The following is a 15,357-nucleotide window of genomic DNA, read 5'->3' as shown; positions in this document are numbered from 1 at the left end:
GCAACGGGTTTGACCATGCCCTGTGCTCATCGTCCGCCCTCGGCCCCGTTGATCAGGTCATTGGTATGGCGCGGCGTCCGGTCGGGCTCCTCCGGCTCATCGCCCGGCATGGTCGGCGTCGCGCCGCGAAAGATCTCGCGAAACAGCCCCGGCGCCAGCCCCGACAACGGGTTGACCTGCACGACCGGCTTGGACGAGGGTCCTTTCAGCGTATAGCTGAACCCGATCATCCCCTCTCCCTTGCGGGTCAGGATACTGCCCACCGCATTGATCAGATACACCGGCGAGACCACGCCGCGCATGTTCAACACCCCGCGCTCCAGATCATAGAGCCCATCCATCGACAATCCGATCGAGGGGCCGGTGGCGCTGCTTTCGAGCAGGACCAGACGATCCGGCTCCAACCGAAACCGCGCTTCGACTTGGGAAAACTGGATCCCCTGCCCCGACATCTCGTCCAACAGCCCCACTACGCTGACCGCGTTCAACAGCGCCGCGATTGCCGGGGCGTCCTTGACGCGGGTATTCTTGACCCGCAACGTTCCGTTGAACAGCGCCGGTGCCTTTGCCGGCAACAATGTCATTTCGAACGCGCCGCCATGGCCCTGAGTGAGAATCCCGGCCGAACGGAACACCCCGCCGCCATCGTCCGACTGCACAAAGATTGCGCTGCCCCCGGCCCGTGGTTCGATCCGGCCACGCACCGGGGTCTGCCCGTTCAGCGTGCCGGTGAAGGGGCCGCGTAGCCCGTCGCTGGTGGTGAAATCGCCAGCGAAATCATGCAGCGCCAGCCCCTCGGTCACTTGCAGCCGATCCAGCCGCACTGTGAGCGCTCCGCCGCCTTCGCCGCCGCCGTCCAGCGGCGCGCGGCGCAGATCCAGAACCCCGGTCAGGATGCGCACATCCGGGGCCGCCTTGCCGCGCCCGGTCAACTCCACCCCCGCCTCCAGCCAACCGCCCAGCCGCACCGAGCTGAACAGCGCCCGGTCGAGCCCGCCCCCCTTGCGGCTGATGACGCTGCCGGTGGCCTTGAGCCCGGCGGCATCAATCGCCAGATGTTCGATCCGGGCCGTTTCGCCCAAGACGCCAGACAGCTCGAAACGGCCCGTACCCGCCGCCGGTTTGCGCCAGCCCAGCGTTGGAATCGAGAGGCCGACCCCGCGCAGATCCGAGCTCAGACGCAACGCCGGCGGTGTCCCGCTGCCCAGATCAAGGGTAAAGCTGCCGGTGCCCTGCCCACTGACGCTGCCCTCTGGCAGGCCGAGTTCGAACGTATCAATCAGGGTCTGCGATAGCTCTACCTGCCCCTTGACCCGGCTGCCTTTTGCGGCGCCCGGTCCGATCGGCTGGCGCCAGCCCAGCACCACCGGCAGCGCGCCGATATGGGCGGTGCCGTCGATCTGAACCTGCGTTTGATCCGCCTTGAGCCGCAACGCACTGGCCGACACCGTCTGCCCCGGCACCAGAACCGAGCTTTCGACATCGCTCAACTCGCCCGCAAAGTGAAAGGCGATATCTTCAAACGGCACGCCCTTTTCCAAGGGTAGCGACAGCGTCCCGTCAAGCTTCACCTGGCCCTGCGCCAGATCGACCGGCAGATCAGTGGCGCGCAACGCCCGCACCGGCGGCCCGGCCAGCAGCGACATCGCCGCCGTGACCTGTCCCGCCCCGCGCAGGCGGATCACCGCCGGCGTCGCCGGTTTGACCGAGATATCGGGGATGACAAAGGAGGAGCCGGAGATATCCAGATCGCCCCCCTCTGCGGCGGTGACGATCCCTCGGTCGGCGCTGGCCACCAACCGCCCCCGGTCCAGCGTCAGAACGCCAGCCGCGTCGGTCAACAGCGGCAGATACCGATTATAGCGCAGACTGACCTGTTCGAATTCCAGATCGGCATAGATATCGGGTTTCTCACCCTCGTTCAGCCGCAGCGCCAGATCGAGATCACGCATCTTTCCGGTCAGGATATTCTGTTCCACCCACAGACGCGGCTTTTCCGCCACGGCGGCGGGCCACAGCTCCATCAGCCGCGCGGGCGTCAACTGGTCCAGCTTCGCATCCAGTGCCAGCTTCCACCCGGTTTCCGCCGCCGTCAGTTGCCCGGAAAAATCAAAGGCGCTGTCGCGTTCATTCACGTGCATCTGGCCCAGCGTCAGGCGAAACGGGTCCAGTTCCAGACGAAAATCGGCCGAGCCCCCCTCCAACTGCAGCGGCTCGGCATAAAGCCCGGCAGGATTGAGACGGGTCGCGGCAAAGGTGAACTGGCCGACCAGATCGGTGAGCGTCCCGTTCTCGATCCCCCTGAGATAGGCGCGCCCCTCGCTGCGCCCTGCGCCCCAATCGCTGTCCACCGACATCTCGTCAAAGGTCAGGGTCTGCGCCACCGGATCATAGGTGAAATAGCTGCGCGCCCCGCTGAACGGAATCGGAAGCGTCGCCTCGGTCGGTTGCAGCGCACCGGCGCCGATCTGCAAGGTGGCCGAAAGCGGCCCCAACGCCCCGGTTGCGTCGATGCCACCGCGCAGCGCGCCCGAGATCGGCGCGCGCAAAACCGTCAACCAACGCAACGCAACGCTCTGCGCGGCGATGTCCGAGGCGGCGATATCCTGAACCGAGACGCCGAAATCCGCCTGCGGCTCGCCGATCTGGCTGGTATAATTCATCTCGACCGAACTGGCATAATCCCGCCCGCTGAGCAGGGCAAAGTCGGCGCTGACATCCAGGTCGTCGCCGCGGCGCTTGAGCCGCACCTGACCGCCGTCCAGCGTCCAGCCCTGCCCGATGCGGGCATCCTCATAGCGCATGGTCACCGAATCCACGTCCACCGCGACCAGCGCGGAAAACTGCGGCCGCTGCAAAAGCTGTTCGGCACGTGCCAGCAACTGCGGCACCCCGGCGGCCTGTCCGACCGGGGCCGTCGGATCGCCCAGCGTCAGCGAGACCGCCCCCTCGGTATCGCGCCGCAGGGTGGCGAACAATCCGCTCAGCGCGATCCGCTTCGGCTGCACCTCTCCCCGCAGCAGCGGGCGCATCGCCAGACTGGCCTGTGCATCCGAAAGCCGGGCCAGAATGCGGCCGTCAGGTTCGGAAAGCACCACGTCGCGCAGATGCATCCGCGGCCGCAGCCCGTCGCGGATCACCAGTTCGATATCCCCGAATTTGATCTGAAGCCCGTCCAGCCCCTGCTCAATGCGGGCCTCGGCGCGGGCGCGCAGCCAGTCCGGCGGGCTCAACCGTTTGTTCACCGTCAGGAGCACCAGCAGCGAGGCCAGCAGCACCACGACGGCAATGACGCGCATGGCCCATAGACCGGCGCGGCGCAACGCCTGCCCGCTGCGCCGCTCGCGCCTTTGCGCGTCAGCTTGCGTCACGGCCCCAACCTGCGCACAAACCAGCGCCAATGCCGCGCAACCGCCGCCGCGCGCTGCTTTCGGCTTGCCTGTGGCAGCCTAGTATGGAACCCAGTTGTTCAACCATGTCAGTGGAGCCACCCAATGCCCGATATTTCCGATACCGCCCCCGAATTCACCCTGCCCCGCGATGGCGGCGGCACGGTCAGCCTGTCGGATCTGCGCGGTAGTGTTGTTGTTCTGTTTTTCTACCCGCGCGATGATACTCCGGGCTGCACCAAGGAATCCATCGGCTTTTCCGAGCATCTGCAAGCCTTTGCCGATGCCGGCGTTCAAGTGTTCGGACTCTCGCGCGACACGGTCGCCAAACACGACAAATTCGTCGCCAAACACGGGCTGACCACGCCGCTTCTGTCCGACGAGGACGGCACGGTCTGCGCGGCCTATGGCGTCTGGGTGGAAAAGAACATGTATGGCAAGAAATCCATGGGCATCGAACGCTCGACCTTTCTGATCGACGCGGACGGCAAGATCGCGCGGATCTGGCGCAAGGTGAAAGTCGCCGGTCACGTGGAAGAGGTGCTGGAGGCGGCCGGGGCCGTCGCCGGATGAAACGTGGAATTCCCCGGTCGAACCATACAGTTTCCCGATGACAGAGACACTTACCCTTGCCCAACGCGCCGATCAGGTGCTGCGCACCGCTGACGGGCGCGAGAAGACCGCGCTGTCGCACCGCCATGCCACTGCTTGGTTTTCCTCCCGCGCCGACGGGGCGGAGCCGATCACCATCGGCACCGCCACACCGCCACTTCACCCGGCGCGGCCCGACAGGCCCGAGTTGCTGTCGCCGCGCGACGTACCCAAGCGCAAGCCCGGTTCCCCGACCGGGCGCATCGCGCTGTTGCATGCGGTGGCGCATATCGAGTTGAACGCGGTGGACCTGCATTGGGACCTGATCGCGCGGTTCTGCCATGTGCCGATGCCGTTGGGATTCTACGACGACTGGGTCAAGGCGGCGGATGAGGAGAGCAAGCATTTCAACCTGATGTGCGATTGCCTTGAGGCATTAGGCAGCCACTATGGCGCCCTGCCCGCCCATGCCGGCATGTGGCGCGCCGCCGAGGATACCGCTGGTGATCTTATGGGACGTCTTGCGGTGGTGCCGATGGTGCTGGAAGCGCGCGGGCTGGACGTGACGCCGGGCATGATCACGATCTTTCGCAACGCAAAGATCGACCACGCCGTCGCCGCGCTGGAAACCATCTATGCCGAAGAGGTGGGCCATGTCGCCTATGGCTCCAAATGGTTCCACTTTCTTTGCGGGCGCGAAAATTCCGACCCGAAAGAGGTGTTCCACACCCTCGTGCGCAAATACTTTCACGGGGCACTGAAGCCCCCCTTCAACGAGGAAAAGCGCGCCGAGGCCGGGCTGCCGCCGGATTTTTACTGGCCGCTGGCCGACGAGATCCCGCCGCGCGCCTAGCCTAACGGGCTCGGCGATTTATTGCCTAAATGCCTCTAATCGGCGCATAAATGCCGGCAGATGGGTCAATGATCTTGCCCAAAAGCCGAGCGCCGGGTATGCACTCGCACCAAGGGTCGGGGCGAGCAGTCAATCCGGACCAGGGATTGAACAAGGACAACGGTTTGCGTACACGCCTCGCAATCAAGGTTCATGCGGTGCTGGGAAAAGCCTTTCCCGAACGCCGCGTTTTTCTGAAATCGGATGCCGATACCCGCTTTATCCGTCTGCGGCCCGGCACCCAGTTGATTGCCGCGACCGGCGCGGGGTTGATTGTGGCCTGGGCGATCATCGCCACCGCGATCCTGCTGATGGACAGCATCGGATCCGGCAATTTCCGCGATCAGGCAAAACGCGATCAGCGCATCTATCAGGCCCGGCTGAACCTGATCTCGGGCGAGCGGGACACCCGCGCCGAAGAGGCGCTGGCCGCCCAGTCCCGGTTCAACGCCGCGCTGGACCAGATCTCGGCGATGCAATCGGAACTTCTGGCTTCGGAAACCCGGCGGCGTGAGTTGGAGACAGGAACCGAGGTGATCCAGACCACCCTGCGCGACACGATGCGCGACCGCGAAACCGCGCGCAAGGCGCTCGCCGCGCGGGAACAGGCCGATGGCAACGGGGGCGGGCTGGCCGCAAATCCGGTGATCCCGGTGCAGATGGATTTCATGACCACCGCGCTGGCCGATACCGCCCGCGACCGCGACCGCATTCTGGCCGATGCCGATGCCGCGCTGGAACAGCGCGACGCGCTGGAGCATGAAATCAAGTTGATGCGCGAACGCAACGACCAGATTTTCCGACAGCTGGAAGAGGCGATGGCCATCTCGGTCGAGCCGCTGAACAAGATGTTCCGCCAAGCCGGGATGCCCCCCGAACAGATCATTGAGCAGGTGCGCAGCGGCTATAGTGGCCAAGGCGGGCCGCTGACACCGATTTCGTTCTCGACACGGGGCGAGGAACCCACCCCGGACGAGCTGCGCGCCAACAAGCTGCTGCACCAGATGGACACGCTGAACCTGTATCGCATCGCGGCACAAAAGGCGCCGTTCGCAAATCCGGTGCATAGCTCGGTCCGCCACAGCAGTAATTTCGGCTATCGCCGCGACCCCAAGACCGGCGGTCGGCGCATGCACAACGGCTCGGATTTCGCCGGACCACACGGCACCCATATCTTTTCCACCGCCGACGGAATCGTCACCCGTGCGGGCTGGCTATCGGGCTATGGCAAGGTGGTCATCATCAAACATGCGTTCGGGATCGAAACCCGATATGCCCATACCTCGCGCATCCACGTCAAGAAGGGCCAAAGGGTCTCGCGCGGGGATCACATTGCTGATATGGGTAACACCGGACGCTCCACCGGCACCCATCTGCACTACGAAATCCGGGTGAACGGAAAACCTGTGAACCCCATTACATACATCAAGGCTGCGAGAAATGTTTTCTAAGAGCAAGATCAACGAACCCGGTTCCAAAGCCTCCGACTCTGCCAGCACGGCCACCCCGGTCACTCCGACCCCGGGCGATTACAAATCGACCCCGCCCAAGGCCAAGCCGCCAGCGTCGGTGCTGTCTTCGGATCTTCATGTGACCGGCAATCTCAAGACCACCGGTGACATTCAGGTCGAGGGCACCGTCGAGGGTGATATTCGCGCCCACCTGCTGACCGTGGGGGAAACCGCCACCATCAAGGGCGAAGTCTCGGCCGATGACGTGGTGGTCAACGGTCGCATTGTGGGCCGCGTGCGCGGGCTTAAGGTGCGTCTGACATCGACCGCACGGGTCGAAGGCGACATCATCCACAAGACCATCGCCATCGAAAGCGGTGCGCATTTCGAAGGCTCGGTACAGCGTCAGGACGATCCGCTGAACCCCGGTCGCGCCGCCGCCCCCAAGGGCAGTGCTCCGACCGCAGGCCAGCCGGCCGCCGCGAAACCTGCCGCGAAACCCGAGGCCTGAGGCGACATATCCTTTTCTGCGCGGGGGCACTTGCCCCCTCGCCCTGTTACAGCGCCGCGGATCTCTGCGGCGCTTTTCTTTTGGAGCCCTGCTTTGCGGAGCGCGGTGTCACACGCCATGCGCCCGCCCGTGGTCCGCGAAGACGGCGTTGCACAGGGCTCGCCTCTGCTCCCGATGCTTTTGCTTGAAAATTGACAGGATTGCCCGCCGCACCTCGGCCCATACCTTGGCCCGCAGCCGCTCGGTCAGCGAGGTGATCTGTCTTGGATCGTTTTGTTTTCCAGCGCGGGGATCGGAACTATCCCGAAAAGGGTGGCCCGACGACCAAGGGGCTGAGCGGTTTCTCCCGCCCAGCCCCCTGAAGCCGTCGTAGCCATCAGCGAGATCACTCGCTGACGGTGACCTTTTTCATCACGTCGGGCTGGCCGACCACCGCGCCGTTCTGGCCCTTGCCGCGCTTGATCGCATCGACCACATCCATGCCTTCACTCACATGGCCGACCACGGTGTATTGACCGTTCAGGAACGGACCGGGGGCGAACATGATGAAGAACTGCGAATTGGCGCTGTCTGGGCTTTGCGAGCGGGCCATGCCGACCACGCCACGCTCAAACGGGAGATCCGAAAACTCGGCCTTGAGGTCCGGCCGCTCTGATCCGCCCATGCCGGCGCGGCGCATGTCGCCGCCCAGCTTGCCAAACTCCACATCGCCGGTCTGGGCCATGAAGCCGTCGATCACCCGGTGAAAGACGACGCCGTCATAGGCGCCTTCCTTTGCCAGCGCGGCGATCTGAGCCACGTGGCCCGGGGCCACATCATCGGCCATGTCGATCACGATGGTGCCATTGGCGCCCTCGCCCTCGACCTCGATGGTCAGCTCGGTGGCGAAAGCCGGTGCCGCCAGCAGTGCGGCCAACGCCGCTGCGCCCGCCAGCTTACGCATCGGCCGCGACCTTGACGCTGATCATGCGATCGGGGGCCACCGGCGGCTCGCCCCGGGTGATCGCGTCCACATGTTCCATCCCGTCGATGACCCGGCCATAGACCGTGTATTGCCCGTTGAGGAAATGGTTGTCGCCGAAATTGATGAAGAACTGCGAATTGGCCGAGTTCGGGCTTTGGCTGCGCGCGGCGCCCAGCGTGCCCCGGTCATGCGGCAGGCTCGAAAACTCTGCCGGAAGATCCGGCATATCGGAGCCGCCGGTGCCAGCCCGGCGCAGGTCAAAGCCGTCTTCCATGTCACCGTTCTGCACGTCGCCGGTCTGGGCCATGAAGCCGTCGATCACCCGGTGAAAGCAGACGTTGTCATAGGCACCGGCGCGGGCCAGCTGTTTCATCCGCTCGGCGTGCTTGGGGGCTACATCGGCCAGCAGTTCGATGGTTACGGTGCCGTCCTTCAGTTCAATCAGGATGGTATTCTCGGGGTCTTTGATATCGGCCATTTGGCGTCTCCTCTAGCTGTATTTGCCCAGTTACCTAAGACGCAGACGCGCGAATGCCAAGTGACGCATTGACCTGAGGCGGAATTCCGGGGAAATACAACGGTGGATTGCGACCGCACGATTTCAAGGTGAAGATATGGGCTGGAATACGCTGGACGACATGGATTTGCGCGGCAAGCGCGTGCTGGTGCGGGTGGATGTCAACGTCCCGATCGAAAACGGGGCGGTCACTGACGACACCCGCATCCGGCGATTGGCCCCCACCCTGAACGATATCCGCAACGCCGGCGGCACGCCGATCCTGCTGTCGCATTTCGGTCGCCCCAAGGGCAAACGGGAGCCGGAACTGTCGCTGCTGCCGCTTATCCCCACGCTGGAGGCCGCCTTTGACGCGCCGGTGGTGTTTTGCGCCGATTGTCGCGGCCCCGCCGCCGAGGCGGCGCTGAGCGCGCTGGAGCAGGACAGCATCCTGATGCTGGAGAACACCCGGTTCCATCCCGGCGAGGAGCAGAACTGTGCCGATCTGGCCGCCGAGATCGCGGCGCTGGCCGATGTCTATTGCAACGATGCCTTTTCGGTGGCGCATCGGGCGCATGTCTCGACCGAGGGGCTGGCGCGCTTGCTGCCCTCTTGCGCCGGCCGTCTGATGCAGGCCGAGCTTGAAGCACTGGAGGCCGCGCTTGGCACACCGCAACGCCCGGTGGTGGCCGTGGTCGGCGGCGCCAAGGTCTCGAGCAAGCTGGAGCTGTTGGGCAATCTGGTGGAAAAGGTCGATCACCTGATCATCGGTGGCGGCATGGCCAACACCTTTCTTGCGGCGCAGGGTATCGACGTGGGCAAATCGCTGTGCGAACACGACATGTCGGATATCGCCGCCCAGATCCTGACCAAGGCCGACAAGACCGGCTGCGCGGTGCTGCTGCCCTCTGACGTGGTGGTGGCGCGCGAATTCAGGGCCGGGGCCGCGCATGAAATCGTTGCCGCCAACGCCTGCCCCAGCGATGCGATGATCCTGGATGCCGGGCCCGAGACGGTAGCGCGGATCGCCGACGTTCTGGAGCACGCGAAAACGCTGATCTGGAACGGTCCGATGGGCGCGTTCGAGATCGCCCCCTTCGATGCAGCCACCAATGCCGCCGCACGCAAGGCGGCGGATCTGACCCGCGACGGGCAGTTGATCAGTGTGGCGGGCGGCGGCGACACGGTGTCGGCCCTGAATCAGGCCGGCGCGGCGGACAGTTTCACCTATATCTCCACCGCTGGCGGGGCGTTCCTGGAATGGATGGAGGGCAAGGTCCTGCCCGGCGTGGACGTATTGCTGCGCAAGCACGCAGAGCCGGCCACGGCCTGAGCGGGCCGCAGGGTTGTTCGCGCTAACGCGATTGCAACGGACGACCCGCTTGCCTATTCCCTTTTTCCAGATGGGTCGTGCCCCGAAAGCACGTCGTAAAACTCAATTTAGGCGGACAACAGATATGACAAAACAGAAACAGACCGAACAGATCCGCGCCGCAAAAGGGTTCATCGCCGCCCTCGACCAGAGCGGTGGATCAACCCCCAAGGCGCTGCGCCTGTATGGGATCGAAGAGGATGCCTATAGCTCCGAACAAGACATGTTCGATCTGATCCACCAGATGCGCTCGCGCATCATCAAATCGACTGCCTTTACCGGTGATCGGATCGCCGGCGCGATCCTGTTCGAGATGACCATGGATCGCGATATCGACGGGATCCCCACCGCCACCTACCTGTGGCAGGAACGCGGTGTCGTCCCGTTCCTGAAGGTCGACAAGGGGCTGGCCGACGAGACTGACGGCGTGCAGCTGATGAAACCGATGCCCGATCTGGATGCGCTGCTGGAAAAGGCCGCGTCCAAGGGCATCTATGGCACCAAGATGCGCTCGGTCATCAACGCGGCCTCGCCTTCGGGCATCGCCGCCGTGGTCGATCAGCAGTTCGAGATCGGCCAACAGATCCTGAGCCATGGGCTGATGCCGATCATCGAGCCCGAGGTGACCATCTCGATCGCCGACAAGGCCGAGGCCGAAGACATCCTGCAGGCCGAGATCGCCAAACACCTTGATGCCCTGCCCGAGGACAAGCAGGTGATGCTGAAGCTGACCCTGCCGGAGACAGCCAACCTCTATCAAGCGCTGGTGGATCATCCCCGCGTGCTTTGCGTCGTGGCGCTTTCGGGCGGTTATTCGCGCGACGAGGCCAACGCGCGGCTGGCGCAGAATACCGGCATGATCGCCAGCTTCTCGCGCGCCCTGACACAGGGGCTCTCGGCGCAACAGACTGACGGTGAATTCGACAAGGTACTGGCCGAAAGCGTCGACAGCATCTTTCAGGCCTCGCTCGCGGGCTGAACGCCCTGCCCTGACATGCGAAAAGGCCCGGCATTGCTCCGGGCCTTTTTCAGCTTGGCCTGCCTGTCCTGTCGTCCCGGCGCCGTTTCACCCGCCAGAGTGCAACGCCCCGGCGAATACCGCAGCCAAATTCATTCAGCCCCAAGGGCGCATTCCTCGGGGCGGTGATCTTCGATCGATGATTGATCTGCGACCCCTTACGAATAAAGTTCAAAGGCCACGGCAAGACCGCCCTTCGACAGACCCTTGCCGACAAGCACGGAAAGAAGCAGCCGCGCTTTCACCGCCGACAGATCCCCGGCGAGCAAGGCGCCGTTTTCCACCAGAGTGACACCGCCGCTATCACTGCCATACACGGCGCGTGTCCGCCCGTCGTGACAGCGAGAGGCGACGACAACCGGCAGACCGCGGGCAACCAGCCGCGCGGTTTCATCGGCAAATCCCTTTGGTGCATTGCCCCGTCCGAAGGCAGACAAGACAATCCCCGTGGCCCCCGCCTCTGCCGCCAATGCCATGAGACGCGGCGTGGTCCCAAGACCAAGGGCGATCAGCTCGACATCCGGATCAAGCGCCGGTGTATCGAGGGCCAAGCGCTGTTGTGCAGGGCGTGCATAAAGATGCACCACGCCATGATCCACTTCGCCCAGCTTGCCTTTCCCGACAGAGCGGAACGTGTCGACACGGGCAGTATGTGCCTTTGTCACATAGCGCGCGCCGTGAATGTCGCCTTCAAACAGGATGACCGCACCGACCCCGATCAGATCTGTACTTGCTGCGGCACAGAGTGCGTCATGGATATTGCGCGGCCCGTCCGTATCAGGTTGGCCCGCGTGACGCTGTGCGCCGGTAAAGACGACGGGCTTGTCCGATTGCACCAGAAGCCAGGCAAGAAAGGCGCTTTCTTCCATCGTATCCGTCCCGTGCGTCACGACGACACCCTCGACGGCATCGTCGGCAAGCACGTCATCAATACGCCGGCACAGCCGATGGATCGTTTCAAGATCGAGCGCATAGCTGCCGGCCGCTTCGAAATTCTCGACGCTCACGGCGATCCCGTCGAGCGGAGAATGAAGACTGCTCAACAGGGTTTCCCCGGTCAGCCCGGCGCAAACCGCCCCGCCAGTCTTGTCTTGGGCAGACGCAATTGTCCCGCCAGTGGCGATCAGGGTCACATGTTTCATTTCGGAATTTCCTCTAACTCACGCGTCGATGGTGTCGGCTTCTCGACGCGGCCAATTCGACCAGTTCATTCCAACTTCGGACGACGTAGTTGTGCTCATCCATCGTCGAATTCCAGATTGCGATATGACGGGTCCGTTCCTGACGCGACCCTCCTGAACGGGTCTGGCCGGGCCAGATCGCCCGTCGGCCCGCAACGTCGCAAAGGTGTTGCGACGCGGGCAGGCCTTCGTACCAATAGTCCCAATCGGCTTCGGGAAGATGCGCCTTCACCCTGTCGGGGACGGACATGTAATAGCCCTGACGGGCAACGATCGCGCCAGCATAGCCATCGAGGTACCAGTTCAGCCATTCATAGGATTTATCAAGCATTTTTCCATCGAGATTACGTGACAGGCACATGCCGCCATGCCATGCGCGATACCCTTCTACAGGCCGCGCCTGACGTATATTCATGCCTTGGCGTTTCATCTCCACGATGGTCGGGGACCAGATCGAGGCGAGTTTCAACTCCTCAGTGCGGAAACGCTCCACTGGTTCGTCTGCGCGAAGCCAGAACTGGCTCAGATGTCCGGATAGAATCAACCGCCGTGCGTGGTCCACGAGCTCGTCAATCTCCGGAACGGACATGTTGCCCATATCCTTGAATTCCATTTCCCCAGCGGCAGAAAGCGCCATGGCCAGATCGAACAGACCGATAGCAGGTTCATCCACCAGCGCGACCTGTCCTGCCCATCTCGGGTTGAGAAGTTCGGCCCAGCTCGTGACCTCCTGGTCGACGTCAATCTGCGAGGCTTCGACGGCAAAACTGTCAAAGTTGTAGAACGTCGGCAACATTGAGATTGATCCGGTCGGGCTGTCCGACAATGTCTCATCATGCTGAACGAAAAGCCGCGATGCGGGCACGTCGCCAAGACCGGGTTGCCGCGACGTGTTGATCGGGCGCGTCAGATCATCGAGATCGTCCCAATGTGTGATCCGGCGCGTGTCGATGGACTGAATAGCGCGCCAATACCAGACAATATCAAGATTGTGGAAACACTGATCATAGACGTCATAGCTGCCCGGATCGATAGCCGCTGTCCGCTGGGCGCTGATGAAATCCTTTTCGATGAATTCCAGTTCGAAACCAAGATCCGCTTCGGCCTGCGCCTTGAGCAACCGCCACGGTTGAATCTCGGTCGTCAGAATTCGTAGTGGGTCACTCACGCCGCAGTCCTAACCTGTGCCAGCCCGGTGAACGCCGCGAAGGATCGCTTGATAAGGTCGGGGGACAGGTCTTCGAGAATGAACACCAGCCGTGACTGTCTCGGCCCTTCGGGCCAGTGCTCCATATGGGTCGGCGCATGCACAAGATGTTGAACCCCGTGTATCGCGACAGGCCGATCTTCGCCCGCAATCGCCAAAATGCCCTTCACTCTGAAAATCCTGTCACCATATCGATTTAGCAAGAGTGTAAGCCACGTTCCGAACATAGTCCAATCGATCTCGGCATCGATGATCAGCGAAAAACTAATGATACCGAGTTGGTCATCGTGGTGGTGGGAAACGTGGTGATGAGCATGGTCGCAATGTGCATCACAAACGTGATCTTCGGGCTGCGTCGCACGCGCTGCGGGCACGATGTGATCGCCCGGACCGAAACCGGCGACGAGGCTCTCGACTGAATCCAGGGTCGTATAGATACTTGCACCTGGATTTATTTTCGACAGACGTTGCTTGAGGCGGGCGACATCATCCGCGGCGACCAGATCGGTTTTGGTGAGCACGATGCGGTCAGCCGCCGCGATCTGGCGCGCGGCTTCGGCACGATGCTCGACCTGCCCTCCCGCATTCACCGCATCCACCGTGGTCAATACACCGCCATTGGTGAAATGGGATCGCAATACAGGATGGGCCGTGAGCGTTTGCAAAACCGGATAGGGATCAGCCAGCCCGGTGGTTTCGATCACCACGCGGTCAAAGCTGATTTCACCGCGCGTGCGCAAGCTGTCAAGATTGGACAGCGCATCAGCTACTTCGCCGCGAACGGTGCAGCAGATACAGCCGGATTTCAGCAGCACCACGTTATCGTCAATCCGGTCGAGGAGATGATGGTCAAGCCCCACGTCGCCGAATTCGTTGATAAGCACTGCGGCACCCTGCATCGACGGATCGGTCAGAAGCCTTTGCAATAGGGTGGTTTTGCCCGATCCGAGAAACCCGGTCAGCAGGATGACGGGAGTCATGAGCGCTGATCCTCCATCCATGAGATAAGGTTCTCGTCAAGTGGGTCAAAATCGCGCCCGGCAAGCGTTTCGGCTTCGGGCCAAAGATGGGACAATGCCTCGAACACGCTGGACGCCCCGGTGGGCGAAGACAGGACATAGGACCGCCCCTGCCAGAGATCGAGCTTGAGGCGGCGATAAGAAAGAACCGTATTGGCCGCGTTCAGACGGCGCGATGTCTCGACGCGCCGCGACTGGCTGTCATGGTTGCGGGTATAGATCCCCGGACGTTCGACAGCGTTCGTCCAATGATCATCGCATCCGAGAATCCCACACAGCGAACACATTTCTCAGGTCCTTTCCACATCATTGCAACGAACGGACGGGAACGCGACGCCCCCGTCCGCACAAGATCCGGCAGCGGTTAGCCGCGCGGGAACTTCTTGTCGTAGTTGTCAGCCATTTCGTTCATGGTGACGAATTTCACGCCGTCATGCGACTTGATGTGATTGAAGAGGCGTTCAAGCATGAGAAGCACCTGCGGACGGCCCGAAACATCAGGGTGGATGGTGATCGGGAAGACCGCGTAATCCATGTTTTCATAGACCCAGTCGAACTGGTCCTTCCACATCTGTTCGATGTCGCGCGGATTCACGAACCCATGCGAGTTTGGCGACTTCTTGATGAACATCATCGGCGGAAGGTCATCGAGATACCAGTTGGCGGGGATTTCGATCAGGTCGGTTTCTTCGCCCCGCACGAGCGGCTTCATCCAGTCTTCGGGCTTGCCCGCATAATCGATCTTGGTCCATGTGTCCCCGACCCGCACACGATAGGGCGAGAAGTCGTTGTGCATCAGAGAGTGGTCATACTTGATGCCCTTCTTCAGAAGCATCTCGTTGGTGACGTTGGAAAATTCCCACCACGGTGCGACATAGCCGGTCGGGCGCTTGCCGGAAAGCTCGGTGATGAGGCCGATGCACTTATCGAGCACGGCTTCTTCCTGCTCCGCAGTCATCGCGATCGGGTTTTCGTGGCTATAGCCGTGAATGCCGATTTCGTGGCCCCGCTTCGCGACCTCTTTCATCTGTTCGGGAAAGGTCTCTGCCGAGTGCCCCGGAACGAACCATGTGGTCGTGATCCCGAACTTGTCGAACAGATCGAGCAGACGCATCGAGCCGACTTCGCCGGCAAAGATCCCGCGCGAGATGTCATCCGGGCTGTCTTCGCCGCCATAGGAGCCGAGCCAGCCGGCGACTGCGTCCACATCGATACCGAAACCGACAAGAATTTCTTTAGCCATGAGAGTATTCTCCTTTTGTGTAG

At 62.4% G+C, this 15,357-nt stretch carries 14 protein-coding genes; 6 read left to right on the top strand and 8 right to left on the bottom strand.

Features of this window, described 5'->3' with window-relative positions; genetic code table 11:
- Positions 1 to 26 precede the first annotated feature (26 nt).
- A complete protein-coding gene (locus E1B25_RS05245; RefSeq protein WP_132827614.1) occupies positions 27 to 3,371 on the bottom strand; it encodes a YhdP family protein in 3,345 nt (1,114 codons plus the stop codon).
- Between the two features lie 123 nt (positions 3,372 to 3,494).
- On the opposite strand from E1B25_RS05245, the gene E1B25_RS05240 reads away from it, so the two are divergent.
- From E1B25_RS05240 to E1B25_RS05225, 4 genes are all read left to right on the top strand, one after another.
- A complete protein-coding gene (locus tag E1B25_RS05240) occupies positions 3,495 to 3,962 on the top strand; it encodes a peroxiredoxin (protein ID WP_132827613.1) in 468 nt (155 codons plus the stop codon).
- A 37-nt stretch (positions 3,963 to 3,999) separates the two neighbouring features.
- Positions 4,000 to 4,833, top strand: a complete 834-nt coding sequence (locus tag E1B25_RS05235; RefSeq protein WP_132827612.1) for a ferritin-like domain-containing protein — start codon at positions 4,000 to 4,002, stop codon at positions 4,831 to 4,833.
- Between the two features lie 164 nt (positions 4,834 to 4,997).
- Entirely contained in the window at positions 4,998 to 6,323 is a 1,326-nt protein-coding gene (locus E1B25_RS05230) for a M23 family metallopeptidase (protein WP_132827611.1), read from the top strand.
- A complete protein-coding gene (locus E1B25_RS05225; protein ID WP_132827610.1) occupies positions 6,313 to 6,834 on the top strand; it encodes a bactofilin family protein in 522 nt (173 codons plus the stop codon). Before E1B25_RS05230 ends, E1B25_RS05225 begins: the two co-directional genes overlap by 11 nt.
- Before the next feature lie 385 nt (positions 6,835 to 7,219).
- On the opposite strand, the gene E1B25_RS05220 is transcribed toward E1B25_RS05225, so the two are convergent.
- Complete coding sequence (locus E1B25_RS05220; RefSeq protein WP_132827609.1) at positions 7,220 to 7,777, bottom strand: peptidylprolyl isomerase; 558 nt, start codon at positions 7,775 to 7,777, stop codon at positions 7,220 to 7,222.
- A complete protein-coding gene (locus E1B25_RS05215; RefSeq protein ID WP_132827608.1) occupies positions 7,770 to 8,276 on the bottom strand; it encodes a peptidylprolyl isomerase in 507 nt (168 codons plus the stop codon). Before E1B25_RS05215 ends, E1B25_RS05220 begins: the two co-directional genes overlap by 8 nt.
- 136 nt (positions 8,277 to 8,412) lie before the next feature.
- On the opposite strand from E1B25_RS05215, the gene E1B25_RS05210 reads away from it, so the two are divergent.
- Together E1B25_RS05210 and E1B25_RS05205 are read left to right on the top strand one after the other, a co-directional pair.
- A complete protein-coding gene (locus E1B25_RS05210; RefSeq protein ID WP_132827607.1) occupies positions 8,413 to 9,627 on the top strand; it encodes a phosphoglycerate kinase in 1,215 nt (404 codons plus the stop codon).
- Positions 9,628 to 9,751: 124 nt separating this feature from the next.
- A complete protein-coding gene (locus tag E1B25_RS05205) occupies positions 9,752 to 10,645 on the top strand; it encodes a fructose bisphosphate aldolase (RefSeq protein WP_132827606.1) in 894 nt (297 codons plus the stop codon).
- 197 nt (positions 10,646 to 10,842) lie between these two features.
- Here the strand turns inward: E1B25_RS05205 and E1B25_RS05200 are convergent, their stop codons facing one another.
- From E1B25_RS05200 to E1B25_RS05180, 5 genes are all read right to left on the bottom strand, one after another.
- The gene (locus tag E1B25_RS05200) at positions 10,843 to 11,826 is read right to left on the bottom strand and encodes an asparaginase (RefSeq protein WP_132827605.1); all 984 of its coding nucleotides are present in this window, start codon (positions 11,824 to 11,826) and stop codon (positions 10,843 to 10,845) included.
- 13 nt (positions 11,827 to 11,839) lie between these two features.
- Positions 11,840 to 13,033 (bottom strand): ABC transporter substrate-binding protein, encoded by a 1,194-nt coding sequence (locus E1B25_RS05195; RefSeq protein ID WP_132827604.1) that lies wholly within the window; start codon positions 13,031 to 13,033, stop codon positions 11,840 to 11,842.
- Positions 13,030 to 14,052, bottom strand: a complete 1,023-nt coding sequence (locus E1B25_RS05190) for a CobW family GTP-binding protein (protein ID WP_132827603.1) — start codon at positions 14,050 to 14,052, stop codon at positions 13,030 to 13,032. The genes E1B25_RS05195 and E1B25_RS05190 overlap by 4 nt, the downstream gene beginning before the upstream one ends.
- The gene (locus tag E1B25_RS05185) at positions 14,049 to 14,378 is read right to left on the bottom strand and encodes a hypothetical protein (protein ID WP_132827602.1); all 330 of its coding nucleotides are present in this window, start codon (positions 14,376 to 14,378) and stop codon (positions 14,049 to 14,051) included. The genes E1B25_RS05190 and E1B25_RS05185 overlap by 4 nt, the downstream gene beginning before the upstream one ends.
- A gap of 77 nt (positions 14,379 to 14,455) precedes the next feature.
- Complete coding sequence (locus tag E1B25_RS05180) at positions 14,456 to 15,334, bottom strand: polysaccharide deacetylase family protein (RefSeq protein ID WP_132827601.1); 879 nt, start codon at positions 15,332 to 15,334, stop codon at positions 14,456 to 14,458.
- Positions 15,335 to 15,357 lie beyond the last annotated feature (23 nt).

The sequence above is a fragment of the Antarcticimicrobium sediminis genome, from assembly GCF_004348975.1.
Taxonomy (GTDB): Bacteria; Pseudomonadota; Alphaproteobacteria; order Rhodobacterales; family Rhodobacteraceae; genus Antarcticimicrobium; species Antarcticimicrobium sediminis.
The sequence above is the reverse complement of the archived record's forward strand: the minus strand, read 5'-3'. Positions and strand labels throughout refer to the sequence as shown.

What these genes read in the sequence shown, in the direction of transcription:
- E1B25_RS05225 (WP_132827610.1), top strand. Translation starts at nt 6,313, where the DNA reads ATGTTTTCTAAGAGCAAGATCAACGAACCCGGTTCCAAAGCCTCCGAC.
- E1B25_RS05210 (WP_132827607.1), top strand. Translation starts at nt 8,413, where the DNA reads ATGGGCTGGAATACGCTGGACGACATGGATTTGCGCGGCAAGCGCGTG.
- E1B25_RS05200 (WP_132827605.1), bottom strand. Translation starts at nt 11,826, where the DNA reads ATGAAACATGTGACCCTGATCGCCACTGGCGGGACAATTGCGTCTGCC.
- E1B25_RS05240 (WP_132827613.1), top strand. Translation starts at nt 3,495, where the DNA reads ATGCCCGATATTTCCGATACCGCCCCCGAATTCACCCTGCCCCGCGAT.
- E1B25_RS05180 (WP_132827601.1), bottom strand. Translation starts at nt 15,334, where the DNA reads ATGGCTAAAGAAATTCTTGTCGGTTTCGGTATCGATGTGGACGCAGTC.
- E1B25_RS05190 (WP_132827603.1), bottom strand. Translation starts at nt 14,052, where the DNA reads ATGACTCCCGTCATCCTGCTGACCGGGTTTCTCGGATCGGGCAAAACC.
- E1B25_RS05215 (WP_132827608.1), bottom strand. Translation starts at nt 8,276, where the DNA reads ATGGCCGATATCAAAGACCCCGAGAATACCATCCTGATTGAACTGAAG.
- E1B25_RS05220 (WP_132827609.1), bottom strand. Translation starts at nt 7,777, where the DNA reads ATGCGTAAGCTGGCGGGCGCAGCGGCGTTGGCCGCACTGCTGGCGGCA.
- E1B25_RS05235 (WP_132827612.1), top strand. Translation starts at nt 4,000, where the DNA reads ATGACAGAGACACTTACCCTTGCCCAACGCGCCGATCAGGTGCTGCGC.
- E1B25_RS05185 (WP_132827602.1), bottom strand. Translation starts at nt 14,378, where the DNA reads ATGTGTTCGCTGTGTGGGATTCTCGGATGCGATGATCATTGGACGAAC.
- E1B25_RS05205 (WP_132827606.1), top strand. Translation starts at nt 9,752, where the DNA reads ATGACAAAACAGAAACAGACCGAACAGATCCGCGCCGCAAAAGGGTTC.